The organism is Bacillus cereus group sp. N14 (assembly GCF_016483555.1).
In the GTDB taxonomy this organism is placed as follows: domain Bacteria; phylum Bacillota; class Bacilli; order Bacillales; family Bacillaceae_G; genus Bacillus_A; species Bacillus_A wiedmannii.
This window is the reverse complement of sequence record NZ_JAEHBQ010000027.1, coordinates 43,109-58,387: the sequence shown is the minus strand read 5'-3', so window position 1 is coordinate 58,387 and position 15,279 is coordinate 43,109. Positions and strand designations below refer to the sequence as shown.

The window sequence follows — 15,279 nt, the reverse complement described above, 5'->3', positions numbered from 1 at the left end:
GAACACGGAAGTTAAGCTCTCTAGCGCCGATGGTAGTTGGGACCTTGTCCCTGTGAGAGTAGGACGTCGCCAAGCAACTAAACACGAGTCAAATGACTCGTGTTTTTTCGTGTTTTCTTTTATAATCCATAGTAATTAAAAAATGTATTTAAATAATTATTATTTTGATTAAATACAGGGGAATGTGGCTAGGATAGTGAATAAGCAAAAGAGTTGCAAATTTTATTAATACGTATATAATTAAAGTCAAAGATAGTCAAAGTCAATAAGGGTGGCGGATAAATGAGAAATATATCTGATATCATTGAGCAATATCTAAAGCAAGTTATTGACTTAAGTAATAATAATGTGATTGAAATCAAAAGAAATGAGATTGCGGATCGATTCGAGTGCGTACCATCTCAAATCAATTATGTAATCAATACCCGTTTTACGATAGAAAGAGGATTTGTTGTAGAAAGTAAACGTGGTGGAGGAGGTTACATTCGCATTATAAAAGTCAAACTGCATGACGATATAGACATGATCGATCAAATGCTTCATATGATTGATCATAGCGTTGCGCAAGGGAATGCAGAGAGTATGATTATACGTTTAATAGAAGAGGGCATCATAACAAATCGTGAAGCTAAACTTATGTTAAGTGTACTAGATCGTTCTGTATTATCAATGGATGTTCCTTCTCGAGATGAACTTAGGGCTCGAATATTATGCGCAATGTTAAGAACACTGAAATATAAATAAATATAGCTTTTGTAAAAGAATAATAACTAAGAGATAAGGCAGTTAAATATTGTAGAGGTTTTGAAACAAGAACACGCACTTTTATTTAAACAAATAAAGGAAAGTGAACAATCTAGTAATGTATGAAAAGTACTATCAGATAGATCGTTCCTATTGTAAAGGTGGGGATAGTGATGACTTGTCAAAACTGTAATATAAGACCAGCAACTTTACATTATACAAAAGTAATCAACGAACAGAAGACGGAAGTTCATCTTTGTGAGCAATGTGCAGAACAAAGTGGCTATACGTCTTTCTTTCAATCACCGCAGTCTAACTTTTCATTCCATGATTTATTTGCTGGGTTATTACACGGTGAATCAACAATGTTTGAAGAAGGACAAAACGGGCTTTCGAATACAAGTATATTAAGGTGTCCAGATTGTAAGATGACATCTGAGCAATTTACAAAGGTGGGACGCTTTGGATGTGCTTCTTGTTACGATACATTTAAGGAACATTTAAAGCCATTATTAAAACGTCTGCACGGCGGACATACAGATCATTGTGGAAAAATTCCGGAACGTATAGAAGGAAATCTTCACTTAAAGAAAGAATTAGATGAACTAAAACTCATTCTGAAACAATACGTACAGAAAGAGGAGTTTGAGAAAGCTGCTGAAGTAAGGGATAAAATTCGAGGTCTTGAAAATCAGCTTAGTGAGCATAGAGAGGGGGAATAGTTCTATGTCACTGGACAAAATTATGAATGAAGCGATTAGTCCATGGATGAAGGGGGATGGCCCTGATTCGGATATTGTTTTAAGTAGTCGAATTCGTTTGGCTCGTAATTTTAAAAAATATCAATTCTCTACTATGCAAAACGAAGAAGAAGCTAAACAGATTCATGAATTATTTAAAAAGGAATTTATAAATAAAACGGTAGAACCTTTTGGAGAGTTTGAACTATTAAAAATGAATGAATTAACGCCTCTTCAAAGGAGAGTATTAGTTGAAAAGCATTTAATTAGTCCTAACCTTGCAGGCACAGAATATGGAGCATGTCTATTATCAGAAAGCGAACATATTAGTGTTATGCTTAATGAAGAAGACCACATTAGGATACAGTGCTTATTTTCAGGGTTGCAGTTATCAGAGGCCCTTCAAAGTGCCAATCAAATAGATAATTGGATAGAGGAAGAGGTTGAATATGCTTTTGATGAATCACTTGGATATATAACGAGCTGCCCTACTAACGTTGGTACAGGATTGAGGGCTTCCGTAATGCTTCACTTACCGGGACTCGTTTTAACGAAAAGAATTAGCCGCATTATACAAGTAATTCAAAAATTAGGGTTAGTAGTAAGAGGAATATACGGTGAAGGTAGCGAAGCGTTAGGTAATATATTTCAAGTGTCAAATCAAATGACGCTAGGAAAATCTGAAGAAGATATTATTGCAGATTTAAAGAGTGTCATTCAACAAATCATACAGCAAGAAAAAATGGCTAGAGAATTAATTGTACAAAATTCAAGTATTGAGCTTGAAGATAAAGTTTATCGCTCTTATGGCATACTAGCAAACAGTCGTTTAATTCAATCTGCAGAAGCGGCCACTTGCTTATCAGATGTACGACTTGGTATTGATTTAGGATATATAAAAGGTGTATCGAGAAATATTTTGACTGAGCTAATGGTTCTTACACAACCAGGCATTTTACAACAATATGCAGGCGGACCTTTAGGACCAGAAGAAAGAGATTATCGAAGAGCAACCTTAATCCGTGAGCGATTACGTATTGAAAAAAACTAAGCGCAAGTAGGAGGCGATTTCTATGATGTTTGGAAGATTTACAGAAAGAGCACAGAAAGTATTAGCTTTATCTCAAGAGGAAGCAATTCGTATTGGGCATAATAATATTGGAACAGAACACATTTTACTTGGGCTTGTACGCGAAGGTGAAGGAATTGCAGCAAAAGCGTTAATTGCTCTTGGATTAAGTCCAGAGAAGGTTCAAAAAGAGGTAGAAGCGTTAATTGGACGCGGAACAGAAGCTTCTCAAACTGTACATTATACACCGCGTGCTAAAAAGGTTATTGAGTTGTCTATGGATGAAGCTCGTAAATTAGGTCATTCTTACGTTGGAACAGAACATATCTTACTTGGTTTAATCCGTGAAGGTGAAGGTGTAGCAGCACGTGTTTTAAATAACTTAGGTGTTAGCCTAAATAAGGCAAGACAACAAGTATTGCAACTTCTCGGAAGTAATGAAGCAAGTTCAGGTCACCAAGGTGGTTCTTCAACGAATGCAAATACACCAACACTGGATAGCTTAGCACGTGATTTAACAGTTGTTGCACGTGAAAATCGTCTAGATCCTGTTATCGGTCGTGGTAAAGAAATTCAACGTGTAATTGAAGTTTTAAGCCGTAGAACAAAAAACAATCCTGTATTAATTGGAGAACCTGGTGTAGGTAAAACGGCAATTGCAGAAGGATTAGCACAACAAATTGTAAATAATGAAGTTCCTGAAACATTAAGAGATAAGCGTGTTATGACACTAGATATGGGTACAGTTGTAGCTGGAACGAAATATCGTGGTGAATTTGAAGATCGTTTAAAGAAAGTTATGGATGAAATCCGTCAAGCTGGAAATATTATTCTATTTATTGATGAACTTCATACATTAATTGGTGCAGGTGGAGCAGAAGGTGCAATTGATGCATCGAACATTTTAAAACCATCTTTAGCACGCGGAGAGTTACAATGTATCGGGGCGACAACCTTAGATGAATATCGTAAATATATTGAAAAAGACGCGGCTTTAGAAAGACGTTTCCAACCAATTCATGTTGATGAGCCAAGTTTAGACGAATCAACTCAAATCTTGAAAGGTTTACGTGATCGTTACGAAGCGCATCACCGTGTATCTATTACAGATGATGCAATTGATGCAGCTGTAAAGCTTTCAGACCGCTATATTACAGATCGTTTCTTACCAGATAAAGCAATTGATTTAATTGATGAAGCCGCTTCAAAGGTTCGCTTACGCTCTTATACAACACCACCAAATCTAAAAGAGCTTGAAGTAAAGCTTGAGGAAATTAGAAAAGAAAAAGATGCAGCTGTGCAAAGTCAAGAATTTGAAAAAGCTGCTTCCTTACGTGATATGGAACAACGCTTACGTGAAAAGTTAGAAGATACGAAGCGTCAATGGAAAGAGCAACAAGGAAAAGAAAACTCAGAAGTGACAGTAGAAGATATTGCAAATGTCGTTTCTACGTGGACTCGTATACCGGTTTCTAAACTTGCACAAACAGAGACTGATAAATTATTAAACTTAGAATCCATTCTTCACAACCGTGTTATTGGTCAAGATGAAGCGGTAGTAGCTGTAGCGAAAGCTGTTCGTCGTGCTAGAGCAGGATTGAAAGATCCGAAACGTCCGATTGGTTCATTTATTTTCTTAGGACCAACAGGTGTAGGTAAAACAGAACTAGCAAGAGCATTAGCAGAATCTATGTTCGGTGATGAGGATGCAATGATTCGCATCGATATGTCTGAGTACATGGAGAAGCATTCGACTTCTCGTTTAGTTGGATCTCCTCCAGGATATGTTGGATATGAAGAAGGTGGACAATTAACAGAAAAGGTTCGCCGTAAGCCATATTCAGTTGTCCTATTAGATGAAGTAGAGAAAGCTCATCCTGATGTGTTTAACATTTTACTACAAGTATTAGAAGATGGTCGCTTAACGGATTCTAAAGGGCGTACAGTTGATTTCCGTAATACAATTGTTATTATGACATCTAACGTTGGTGCAGATGCGTTAAAACGTAATAAACATCTTGGATTTAACGTACAAGATGAGAGCCGCGATTATTCAGATATGAAAGGTAAAGTAATGGATGAACTGAAAAAGGCATTTCGTCCAGAATTCTTAAACCGTATTGATGAAATTATCGTGTTCCATATGCTTGAGAAAAAACATATTCAAGAGATTGTAACACTTATGGTGAATCAGTTAGTGAAGCGCTTAAAAGAGCAAGAGATTGAATTGCATTTAACAGAAGGAGCGATTTCAGCCATTGCTGATAAAGGATTTGACCGAGAATACGGTGCTCGTCCGCTTCGTAGAGCAATTCAGAAACATGTAGAAGATAGACTATCGGAAGAACTTTTAAAAGGTGCTATTGAGAAAGGACAAAAAGTTATCTTTGATGTTGAAGGGGAATCATTTGTCATTCATAGTGCTGAAAAGGTAAAATAAGTATAGACAAACTAAGAGGGCTACGAGATAGCCCTCTTTCTTGTACGAGAAGGATAAATTGTTTATAGATGAAAGTGAAGTGAAATATAAAACGATATGGCTAAAAAGAAAACAAAATTCACATGTCAAGAGTGTGGTTATCAGTCACCAAAATATATGGGGAAATGCCCTGGTTGTGGTCAATGGAATACGCTTGTTGAAGAGATGGAACCGGTTGTATCATCAAGACGCCTTAATTATGCCAATGCAATTCAATCGGAAGTAACAAAACCAAGACGCCTAACAGAAGTAGAAACAAAATCTGAGGCACGTATTGAAACAAAATTCCAAGAGTTTAACCGTGTACTTGGTGGTGGGATTGTAGATGGATCCTTAGTACTTATTGGTGGAGATCCTGGGATTGGGAAATCAACATTGTTATTACAAATTTCATCGCAATTAGCAGATTCTTCATATGATGTACTATACATATCAGGTGAGGAGTCAGCAAAGCAGATTAAACTTCGTGCAGATCGTTTGCATGTAAAGGGTAGTAATCTATTTGTTGTAGCAGAAACGGATCTACAGCGAATTGCAGCGCACATTGAAGAGATGAATCCAGCTTTTGTTGTTATTGACTCTATTCAAACGATACATTTACCTGAAGTGACGTCAGCCCCAGGAAGTGTAGCGCAAGTACGTGAATGTACAGCGGAATTAATGAAACTTGCAAAAACGAAAGGAATTCCTATTTTTATCGTCGGACATGTAACAAAAGAGGGGGCAATTGCAGGACCTCGTATGTTAGAACATATGGTCGATGCAGTTCTTTACTTTGAAGGAGATCGTCATCATACATATCGTATTTTGCGAGCTGTGAAGAATCGTTTTGGTTCCACGAATGAAATGGGTATTTTTGAAATGAAAGAGCTTGGTCTTGCGGAAGTCTTAAACCCTTCTGAAATTTTTCTTGAGGAAAGACCCGTTGGAGTCGCAGGATCAACAGTAGTTGCCTCAATGGAAGGAACAAGACCAGTTTTAGTAGAAATACAAGCATTAATCTCCCCTACTAGTTTTGGAAACCCTCGAAGAATGGCGACGGGAATTGATCATAACCGTGTATCGCTTATTATGGCAGTGCTAGAAAAAAGAACAGGTTTATTATTGCAAAACCAAGACGCATATTTAAAAGTAGCAGGTGGTTTGAAATTAGATGAACCAGCAATTGATTTAGCTGTGGCTTTAAGTATTGCTTCAAGTTTTAGAGATAAACCTACGACACCAACTGATGCAGTAATAGGAGAAGTAGGATTAACTGGAGAAATAAGAAGAGTATCAAGAATTGAACAACGTGTACAAGAAGCAGCTAAATTAGGATTCCAACGTGCTATTATTCCTAGAAAAAATTTGGGGGGATGGACAATTCCGGATGGGATTGAGGTAGTAGGTGTATCTAATTTAGGGGAAGCGCTTCGTTTGACATTAGGAGGCTAGGCTATGGAAGAAAACAAGCAACGTGTCAAAAGTATGATTAATATTTTACAGCTCGTGGCCCCAGGAACACCACTGCGCGAAGGGATAGATAATGTGCTTCGCGCACAAACAGGGGGACTAATTGTTCTTGGGTATAATGAACAAATTAAAAGTATTGTTGATGGGGGATTTCACATTAATTGTGCATTCTCTCCTGCTAGTTTATACGAATTAGCAAAAATGGATGGGGCACTTATTTTAAATGAAACTGGAAGTAAAATTTTAATTGCAAATGCACAGTTAGTTCCAGAGGCATCTATTGATTCTATTGAAACAGGTATGCGCCACCGGACGGCAGAGCGTGTAGCAAAGCAGACAGGTAGTCTCGTTGTGGCTATTTCACAAAGACGTAACGTAATTACACTATATCAAGGGAATTTACGTTATACACTAAAGGATATAGGTGTTATTTTAACAAAGGCAAACCAAGCTATTCAAACGTTAGAAAAATATAAGGCTGTATGGAATGATGGTATTACGAATTTGGGCATTCTAGAATTTGAAGAAGTCGTTACAATGTCCGAGGTGGTTCATGTGTTACATAGTGTTGAAATGGTACTGCGGATTAAAAATGAAATATTGAGCTATATTCATGAGCTAGGAACAGAAGGTAGGTTAATTCGTTTACAACTTACAGAACTACTAGCTGATTTAGAGGCAGAGGCAGCGTTATTAATTAAAGATTATTATCAAGAAAAAACACAAGACCATCATCAAATTTTGAAAAAGTTACAAGATCTTGCGAATACACAACTTCTAGAGGATAGCGATTTAGTTAAATTGCTTGGCTACCCAGGACAAATGAGTTTAGAAGAAAGTGTGACGCCGAGAGGATACCGAATCACAAGTAAAATTTCGCGCGTTCCGCCACTTATCATTGAAAATTTAATTAATCGATTTAAGACCTTGCAAGGTGTTTGTCGAGCAACTATTAATGAATTGGATGATGTGGAAGGAATTGGAGAAGTCAGGGCGAAGAAAATACGAGAAGGCCTAAAAAGAATCCAAGAGCATCTCTATATGAGTAGACACAATTAAGAATATTACATTGATTCCATAATATAACGACACTAGAACATTTTTGGTATATGATATGGTATATTGGTAAATAAAACTATTTATAAAAAAACACGTCCGCTTTTGCATTCGGCGTTTTGATTAGCGAAACAATGGTTAATAATGAGTAGGAGGTGGTTCGATGTTAAAACGGATTGTACAGCTCTTCTTTCTAGTAATTGGCGGAGCGTTAGGGATTTACTTAATCCCAAAAGTTATTAATGTATTAGACATCGGTGCTGTTCCATTATTGGAAGGATCGTATGTTCGAGCAATTATTGGTGCAATTATTTTATTTTTAACAACATTTTGGCTTGTAGATTATATTGTTCAACTTATTAAGCATATTGAAGAGGCTCTTGTAAAGGCGCCTGTAGCGGATGTTTTATTTGGTACATTAGGATTAATCTCTGGTCTTATTGTTGCATATTTAATTTTAATACCAATTCGTGAATTTACAATTCCAGTTATTAGTACAGTGTTGCAAGTGTTCTTTACTCTTTTACTTGGATATTTAGGATTCCAAGTAGGGTTTAAAAAGAGGAATGAATTGCTAGGATTATTTACATTACCACAACGTGGGAAGAAGAAAAATAATAATAGTGAGAATGAAGAAACTGAGGTAGAAGAATCTACAACTCATTGGAAAATTCTCGATACGAGTGTAATTATCGATGGGCGTATTGCTGATATTTGCCAAACAAAGTTTTTAGAAGGAACAATTGTGATTCCACAATTCGTGTTAGAAGAACTTCAGCACATTGCCGATTCTTCTGATGCTTTAAAGCGTAATCGTGGTCGCAGAGGATTAGATATTTTAAATCGTATTCAAAAAGAGATGCCAATTCCGGTAGAAATTTATGAAGGCGATTTCGATGATATTCAAGAAGTGGATAGCAAACTTGTAAAGTTGGCGAAAATCACTGGTGGAACGGTAGTAACGAATGATTTCAACTTAAACAAAGTTTCTGAATTACAAGGGGTAACGGTGTTAAATATTAACGATTTAGCTAATGCAATTAAACCTGTTGTACTCCCAGGTGAAGAACTGAGTGTTTATGTTGTCAAAGATGGAAAAGAACAAAATCAAGGTGTTGCATATTTAGATGATGGCACGATGATTGTAGTAGAAGATGGTAGAGAATATGTAGGTTCACAACTCAATGTGCTTGTTACTAGTGTGTTACAAACATCGGCTGGGCGTATGATTTTCGCCAAACGTAAATTATTAGAAAAAGCATTATAAGTAGAGGATTATTAATATGTATACATTAATTATTCCAGCAGCTGGTCAAGGTAAGCGGATGGGTGCTGGTAAAAACAAGTTGTTCTTACTTATTAATGAAGTACCGATTATTGTGCATACGTTACGTGCTTTTGAAAAAGATAAAGCATGCAAAAGTATTATTATGGCAATTAACGAAGAAGAACGTCCGTATTTTGAAGAATTAATGCAGAAGTACCCGATTGAAAAGCCAGTACAATTTATTCAGGGCGGAGCCGAAAGACAAGATAGTGTATATAACGCCATTCAGCATACTAGTGATGTTGAGTATGTTCTTGTACATGACGGCGCGCGTCCATTTGTAACGAATACAGTAATTCAAGATGTATTAACTGCAGCGGAAAAATATGGAGCGTCCATTTGTGCGGTACCAGTGAAAGATACAGTTAAGAAAGTAGAGCAGGGTATCGTTGTCGAAACGGTAGAAAGATCTCAGCTTAAAGCTGTACAAACACCACAAGGGTTCGCTGTTTCTCTTTTGTTAGAAGCTCACAGAAGTGCAAAACAGGGTTGTTTCCTTGGTACAGATGATGCAAGCCTCGTAGAACGTATCGGGAAGCAAGTAGGTGTAGTAGAGGGGAGTTACTATAATATTAAAGTGACGACTCCAGAGGATTTATTAATTGCTGAAAGTTTTCTTCATGTTCAAAAGAAATGACAGTGATGATTATAGCGAAAAAAAGCTCGGCAACAGCCGGGCTTTTCTTTATAAGGATAGCGATATAATATAGAATCATAAAGCACTGTAGTTTAGCTTGAGGAGGATGTAAAAAATGTTTCGAATTGGACAAGGTTTTGATGTGCATGAGTTTGCGGAAGGTAGACCGTTAATTATTGGTGGAATTACAATTCCTCATGAGAAAGGATTAATTGGTCATTCAGATGCAGACGTATTGTTACATACGATTGCGGATGCGTGTTTAGGTGCAATTGCAGCTGGGGATATTGGAAAGCATTTCCCTGATACAGATCCTGCTTTTAAAGATGCTGATTCAGCTGTATTGCTGCAAAAGGTTTGGGAATTTGTACGTGAACAAGGTTACGAGTTAGGGAATCTAGATTGTACAATTATTGCTCAAAAGCCAAAGATGGCACCACATATTGAAAGTATGCGTAAACGTATTAGTGAACTATTAGAAACGTCTATTGACAATATCAATGTAAAGGCAACAACAACAGAAAAATTAGGATTTACAGGTAGAGAAGAAGGAATCGCTTCTCAAGCAGTTGTTTTATTACAGAAAAAATAATGGTTTTTAATTCGTAAGATGGATAATCACATTTTTTTGGTGTACAATTATAGAATGTGTTGACATTAAGAATGGAAGGTGTACCAATTATGGAAAAGCAAGTGAGAGTGCGCTATGCGCCAAGTCCAACAGGACACTTACATATCGGAAATGCGCGTACGGCATTATTTAATTATTTATTTGCTCGTCATCAAGATGGTAAGTTTATTATTCGTATTGAAGATACTGATGTGAAACGTAATGTTGCTGGTGGAGAAGAAAGCCAATTAAAATACTTGAAATGGCTCGGTATGGACTGGGATGAAGGTGTTGATGTTGGTGGTGAATTTGGACCATATCGTCAAACAGAGCGTTTAGATATTTATAAAAAATTATATGAAGATTTATTAGAGCGCGGTTTAGCTTACAAATGTTATATGACAGAAGAAGAGCTAGAAGCAGAGCGTGAAGGGCAAATCTCTCGTGGTGAAACACCGCGTTATGCTGGAAACCACCGTGATTTAACTGAGGAGCAAATGAAGGGATTTGAGGCTGAAGGCCGCATTCCGAGTATTCGTTTCCGTGTACCGGTTGATCGCGACTACACGTTTAAAGATATCGTAAAAGATGAAGTTGCATTCCATTCAAATGATTTCGGTGATTTCGTTATCGTGAAAAAAGATGGAATTCCAACTTATAACTTTGCGGTAGCAGTAGATGATCACTTAATGGAGATTACACATGTACTTCGTGGTGATGATCATATTTCAAATACGCCAAAACAAATGATGATTTACGAAGCTTTCGGTTGGGATATTCCGCAATTTGGTCATATGACTTTAATTGTAAACGAAAGCCGTAAAAAGTTAAGTAAGCGTGATGAATCTATTATTCAATTTATTGAGCAATATAAAGAGCTTGGATATCTTCCAGAAGCAATCTTTAACTTTATTGCACTATTAGGTTGGTCGCCAGTAGGAGAAGAGGAAATCTTCTCTCAAGATGAGTTTATCAAAATGTTCGATGCAGCTCGTTTATCAAAATCGCCTGCATTATTTGATTCTCAAAAACTAAAATGGATGAACAACCAATATATGAAAAAGCAAGACTTAGATATGGTGGTAGAGTTAAGTTTACCGCATCTAGTGAAAGCTGGACGTATAGGTGAAACTTTAAGTGAACAAGAACAAGCTTGGATTCGTGATGTAATTGCGTTATATCATGAACAAATGAGTTTTGGAGCTGAAATTGTAGAGCTTTCTGAAATGTTCTTCAAAGATCATGTTGATTATGAAGAAGAAGGACAAGAAGTATTAAAAGGTGAACAAGTACCAGAAGTACTTCGTGCATTTGCGGGTCAAGTAGAAGCACTAGAAGCGATGGAACCAGCAGCAATTAAGGCGGCTATTAAAGCAGTGCAAAAGGAAACAGGTCATAAAGGTAAAAACTTATTTATGCCAATCCGTGTTGCAACTACTGGTCAAACACATGGCCCAGAGCTTCCTAATGCTATTGCACTTCTTGGAAAAGAAAAAGTTTTAAATCGTCTTCAAAAAGTAATTGGTTAACATTTTCTAGATTTAGAAATATAATAAGTATACTTAAAACCTAATAAGGAAAAGCGACGAGAAGGAGAAGTAGAAAATCAGGCTTTTTACAGAGAGAACCACCTTTAGGCTGGAAGTGGTTTATAAGCGGATTTTTGAAATGCCCCTTCGAGTCTTCTGCTGAACAGCGAATTGTTTTGTGAAACGTCTTAGGGCGTAAAGTAAGCAGAAGCGGTGTACACCGTTATCATAGATGAGTTTGAGGCTTTTTTTAGCCTAAACAGAGTGGAACCGCGCTTATAAGGCGTCTCTGTCAATATGACAGAGGCGTCTTTTTTTATACCGTAAAAGTGGATATGAGTATAAGTTTTATCCCTGTGTATAAAGGTTTAGGGGGATAAGTAGGGAGTAAAGGGAGTTAGTTCACTCGAAAAAGCAGCCCATAAAGGGGAGGGAACATCGATGTTTAAGAGGCTTCGGGAAGATATTGAAGTCGTTTTTGAACAGGATCCAGCGGCAAGAAGTTATTTCGAAGTCATTTTGACTTACTCTGGATTACATGCAGTTTGGGCCCATCGAATTGCACATGCTTTTTATAAAAAGAATTTCTTCTTTATTGCACGTTGGATCTCACAAGTTAGTCGTTTCTTTACTGGTATTGAGATTCATCCAGGAGCAACAATTGGTCGTCGTTTTTTCATAGACCATGGAATGGGGGTTGTAATTGGAGAAACGTGCGAAATTGGTGATAATGTAACGATCTATCAAGGTGTTACATTAGGTGGTACGGGTAAAGAAAAGGGGAAGAGGCATCCTACAATTCAGGATAATGTACTAATTGCAACAGGTGCTAAAGTACTAGGTTCTATTACAGTTGGGGAGAATTCTAAAATTGGAGCAGGGTCTGTCGTATTAAAAGAAGTGCCTGCACATTCTACAGTTGTAGGTATACCTGGCCGAGTCGTTATTCAAAATGGAGTAAAGATCGGTCAAGAATTAAATCATTCTGACCTTCCAGACCCAATTTTTGATAAGTTAAAGGTCATGGAAGTAGAACTTGATAAATTGAAAAAACAACTTGAAGTAAAGGTAGAAAGGAAGGATAAAAATGACTATTCACATTTATAATACGTTAACGCGTCAAAAGGAAGAGTTTACTCCATTAGAAGAAAATAAGGTAAAGATGTATGTGTGTGGACCTACAGTTTATAACTATATTCACATTGGGAATGCAAGACCACCTATGGTATTTGATACGGTACGCCGTTATTTAGAATATAAAGGGTATGATGTGCAGTATGTATCTAACTTTACTGACGTAGATGATAAATTAATTAAAGCAGCAAATGAATTAGGTGAAGATGTGCCGACAATTGCTGACCGTTTCGTTGAAGCGTATTTTGAAGATGTAACGGCACTAGGTTGCAAACATGCAACAGTTCATCCGCGTGTAACGGAAAATATGGATATCATTATTGAATTTATTCAAGAACTTGTGAATAAAGGATATGCATATGAATCAGAAGGTGATGTGTACTTTAGAACGAAGGAATTTGAAGGATACGGTAAATTATCGCATCAACCAATCGCCGACTTACGTCACGGTGCGCGCATTGAAGTAGGAGAAAAGAAACAAGACCCTCTTGATTTTGCTTTATGGAAAGCTGCGAAAGAAGGAGAAATCTTCTGGGAAAGCCCTTGGGGGAAAGGTCGTCCAGGCTGGCATATTGAATGCTCAGCAATGGCGCGTAAATACTTAGGAGATACAATCGATATTCATGCTGGTGGTCAAGACTTGGCATTTCCTCATCATGAGAATGAAATTGCGCAGTCTGAGGCATTAACAGGAAAAACATTTGCACGTTATTGGATGCACAATGGATATATTAATATTAATAATGAGAAGATGTCTAAGTCACTGGGGAACTTCATTTTAGTTCACGATATCATTAAGCAATATGATCCACAGCTAATTAGATTCTTTATGCTATCGGTACATTACCGTCACCCAATTAATTTCAGTGAAGATTTACTACAAAGCACAAATAATGGACTGGAAAGAATTAAAACGGCTTACGGTAATTTAAAACACCGTATGGAAAGTAGTACTGATTTAACAGATCATAATGAGAAATGGTTAGCGGAACTGGAAAAATTCCAGACTGCATTTGAAGAAGCAATGAATGATGACTTCAACACTGCTAATGCAATCACTGAGTTATATAATGTAGCAAATCATGCAAATCAATATTTACTGGAAGAACATACGTCTACAGTTGTAATTGAAGCATACGTAAAACAACTTGAAACATTATTTGATATTTTAGGGTTAGAATTAGCGCAAGAAGAGTTGCTTGATGAAGAAATTGAGGTACTTATTCAAAAGCGCATTGAAGCTCGTAAAAATCGTGATTTTGCGTTATCGGATCAAATTCGCGATGATTTAAAAGACCGTAATATTATTTTAGAAGATACCGCTCAAGGTACAAGATGGAAAAGAGGATAAGAATGATTGATGCAAAGCAATTAAACAGCTTAGCGTTAGCATATATGGGTGATGCGGTATATGAACAATATATCCGCTATCACCTACTTCAAAAAGGGAAAGTTCGTCCTAATCAATTGCATCGATTAGGGACAAGCTTTGTTTCGGCAAAAGCACAGGCGAAAGTTGTTTATCATTTATTAGAGACAGCATTTTTAACAGAGGAAGAAGAGGCGGTACTAAGAAGAGGGCGTAATGCAAATTCAGGTACTGTCCCGAAAAATACTGATGTACAAACATATCGATATAGTACAGCCTTTGAAGCGCTAATTGGCTATCATCACTTATTAAATAATCGTGAAAGATTAGATGAAATTGTATATAAGGCAATTGCTGTTTTAGAAGAAAAGGAAGGGGGCACATCATCATGAGTAGTGAATATATTATCGGACGTAACCCTGTAATTGAAGCGTTACGCTCAGGAAGAGATATTAATAAAATTTGGATCGCGGAAGGTGCTGCCAAAGGACAGATACAAATTGTACTAGCACTAGCGAAAGAAAATAAGATTATTTTACAACATGCACCAAAGAAGAAATTAGATCAATTAGTTGAGGGGAACCATCAAGGTGTAATTGCTCAAGTGGCTGCATATCAATATGCTGAGCTGGAAGATCTATTTAAAGTGGCAGAGAAGCGTAACGAAGATCCGTTCTTCTTAATTTTAGATGAAATTGAAGACCCGCATAACCTAGGTTCTATTATGCGTACTGCGGATGCAACAGGAGCTCATGGAATTATTATTCCGAAAAGAAGAGCTGTGGGACTTACTGCATCAGTTGCGAAAGCATCGACTGGAGCAATTGAATATATTCCTGTTGCACGTGTAACGAATTTATCTCGTACAATCGATGAATTAAAAGAACGTGGACTTTGGATTGCTGGTACAGATGCAAAAGGGAAAACGGATTACCGTAATTTAGATGGTAAAATGCCAATTGGATTAGTAATTGGAAGTGAAGGAAAAGGTATGAGTCGTATTATTGGTGAAAAATGTGATTTCTTAATTACTTTACCGATGGTCGGTAAAGTTACATCCTTAAATGCTTCAGTAGCCGCAAGTTTGTTAATGTATGAGGTATATCGTAAGCGTCACGAAATTGGTAAATAAA

Annotated in this window: 14 protein-coding genes and 1 other annotated feature; all 14 genes read left to right on the top strand. The window is 37.0% G+C overall.

Annotation, left to right across the window (positions count from 1 at the left end):
* Positions 1 to 282: 282 nt before the first annotated feature.
* The 14 genes from ctsR to rlmB all read left to right on the top strand — a co-directional run bounded on the left by ctsR (position 283) and on the right by rlmB (position 15,278).
* On the top strand, positions 283 to 744 hold the full coding sequence (gene ctsR, locus JDS82_RS25830; protein ID WP_001244556.1) for a transcriptional regulator CtsR: 462 nt from the start codon (positions 283 to 285) through the stop codon (positions 742 to 744).
* Between the two features lie 173 nt (positions 745 to 917).
* Positions 918 to 1,466 carry a protein-arginine kinase activator protein McsA gene (locus JDS82_RS25825; protein WP_000128406.1) on the top strand — a complete coding sequence of 183 codons (549 nt, stop codon included), beginning with the start codon at positions 918 to 920 and terminating at the stop codon, positions 1,464 to 1,466.
* A 4-nt stretch (positions 1,467 to 1,470) separates the two neighbouring features.
* A complete protein-coding gene (locus JDS82_RS25820; protein WP_061672638.1) occupies positions 1,471 to 2,535 on the top strand; it encodes a protein-arginine kinase McsB in 1,065 nt (354 codons plus the stop codon).
* A gap of 22 nt (positions 2,536 to 2,557) precedes the next feature.
* Positions 2,558 to 4,993: an ATP-dependent protease ATP-binding subunit ClpC gene (gene clpC, locus JDS82_RS25815; protein ID WP_000971181.1), complete on the top strand. Its 2,436-nt coding sequence runs from the start codon at positions 2,558 to 2,560 to the stop codon at positions 4,991 to 4,993.
* A gap of 96 nt (positions 4,994 to 5,089) precedes the next feature.
* Complete coding sequence (radA, locus tag JDS82_RS25810) at positions 5,090 to 6,466, top strand: DNA repair protein RadA (protein ID WP_001085204.1); 1,377 nt, start codon at positions 5,090 to 5,092, stop codon at positions 6,464 to 6,466.
* A 3-nt stretch (positions 6,467 to 6,469) separates the two neighbouring features.
* On the top strand, positions 6,470 to 7,543 hold the full coding sequence (disA, locus tag JDS82_RS25805; protein WP_000392165.1) for a DNA integrity scanning diadenylate cyclase DisA: 1,074 nt from the start codon (positions 6,470 to 6,472) through the stop codon (positions 7,541 to 7,543).
* A 160-nt stretch (positions 7,544 to 7,703) separates the two neighbouring features.
* The gene (locus JDS82_RS25800) at positions 7,704 to 8,807 is read left to right on the top strand and encodes a PIN/TRAM domain-containing protein (RefSeq protein WP_000919686.1); all 1,104 of its coding nucleotides are present in this window, start codon (positions 7,704 to 7,706) and stop codon (positions 8,805 to 8,807) included.
* 16 nt (positions 8,808 to 8,823) lie between these two features.
* Positions 8,824 to 9,504, top strand: a complete 681-nt coding sequence (ispD, locus tag JDS82_RS25795; protein WP_199714149.1) for a 2-C-methyl-D-erythritol 4-phosphate cytidylyltransferase — start codon at positions 8,824 to 8,826, stop codon at positions 9,502 to 9,504.
* Positions 9,505 to 9,619: 115 nt separating this feature from the next.
* Positions 9,620 to 10,096, top strand: coding sequence for a 2-C-methyl-D-erythritol 2,4-cyclodiphosphate synthase (ispF, locus tag JDS82_RS25790; protein WP_000488386.1), 477 nt, complete (start codon positions 9,620 to 9,622; stop codon positions 10,094 to 10,096).
* An 89-nt stretch (positions 10,097 to 10,185) separates the two neighbouring features.
* Entirely contained in the window at positions 10,186 to 11,643 is a 1,458-nt protein-coding gene (gltX, locus tag JDS82_RS25785; protein ID WP_000415158.1) for a glutamate--tRNA ligase, read from the top strand.
* 47 nt (positions 11,644 to 11,690) lie between these two features.
* Positions 11,691 to 11,937: a binding site (T-box leader), on the top strand.
* A 147-nt stretch (positions 11,938 to 12,084) separates the two neighbouring features.
* The gene (gene cysE / locus JDS82_RS25780; protein ID WP_000476500.1) at positions 12,085 to 12,750 is read left to right on the top strand and encodes a serine O-acetyltransferase; all 666 of its coding nucleotides are present in this window, start codon (positions 12,085 to 12,087) and stop codon (positions 12,748 to 12,750) included.
* Positions 12,731 to 14,128, top strand: a complete 1,398-nt coding sequence (cysS, locus tag JDS82_RS25775) for a cysteine--tRNA ligase (RefSeq protein ID WP_000152265.1) — start codon at positions 12,731 to 12,733, stop codon at positions 14,126 to 14,128. Before cysE ends, cysS begins: the two co-directional genes overlap by 20 nt.
* Before the next feature lie 2 nt (positions 14,129 to 14,130).
* Positions 14,131 to 14,538, top strand: coding sequence for a Mini-ribonuclease 3 (locus JDS82_RS25770; protein WP_000564263.1), 408 nt, complete (start codon positions 14,131 to 14,133; stop codon positions 14,536 to 14,538).
* Positions 14,535 to 15,278 (top strand): 23S rRNA (guanosine(2251)-2'-O)-methyltransferase RlmB, encoded by a 744-nt coding sequence (rlmB, locus tag JDS82_RS25765; protein ID WP_000093757.1) that lies wholly within the window; start codon positions 14,535 to 14,537, stop codon positions 15,276 to 15,278. The genes JDS82_RS25770 and rlmB overlap by 4 nt, the downstream gene beginning before the upstream one ends.
* Position 15,279: the final 1 nt, after the last annotated feature.

Bases quoted from the DNA above. Each gene is read 5' to 3' on its own strand.
- rlmB (WP_000093757.1), top strand. From the start codon at position 14,535: ATGAGTAGTGAATATATTATCGGACGTAACCCTGTAATTGAAGCGTTA.
- radA (WP_001085204.1), top strand. From the start codon at position 5,090: ATGGCTAAAAAGAAAACAAAATTCACATGTCAAGAGTGTGGTTATCAG.
- clpC (WP_000971181.1), top strand. From the start codon at position 2,558: ATGATGTTTGGAAGATTTACAGAAAGAGCACAGAAAGTATTAGCTTTA.
- JDS82_RS25820 (WP_061672638.1), top strand. From the start codon at position 1,471: ATGTCACTGGACAAAATTATGAATGAAGCGATTAGTCCATGGATGAAG.
- ctsR (WP_001244556.1), top strand. From the start codon at position 283: ATGAGAAATATATCTGATATCATTGAGCAATATCTAAAGCAAGTTATT.
- ispF (WP_000488386.1), top strand. From the start codon at position 9,620: ATGTTTCGAATTGGACAAGGTTTTGATGTGCATGAGTTTGCGGAAGGT.
- disA (WP_000392165.1), top strand. From the start codon at position 6,470: ATGGAAGAAAACAAGCAACGTGTCAAAAGTATGATTAATATTTTACAG.
- JDS82_RS25825 (WP_000128406.1), top strand. From the start codon at position 918: ATGACTTGTCAAAACTGTAATATAAGACCAGCAACTTTACATTATACA.
- JDS82_RS25800 (WP_000919686.1), top strand. From the start codon at position 7,704: ATGTTAAAACGGATTGTACAGCTCTTCTTTCTAGTAATTGGCGGAGCG.
- ispD (WP_199714149.1), top strand. From the start codon at position 8,824: ATGTATACATTAATTATTCCAGCAGCTGGTCAAGGTAAGCGGATGGGT.
- JDS82_RS25770 (WP_000564263.1), top strand. From the start codon at position 14,131: ATGATTGATGCAAAGCAATTAAACAGCTTAGCGTTAGCATATATGGGT.
- cysS (WP_000152265.1), top strand. From the start codon at position 12,731: ATGACTATTCACATTTATAATACGTTAACGCGTCAAAAGGAAGAGTTT.
- cysE (WP_000476500.1), top strand. From the start codon at position 12,085: ATGTTTAAGAGGCTTCGGGAAGATATTGAAGTCGTTTTTGAACAGGAT.
- gltX (WP_000415158.1), top strand. From the start codon at position 10,186: ATGGAAAAGCAAGTGAGAGTGCGCTATGCGCCAAGTCCAACAGGACAC.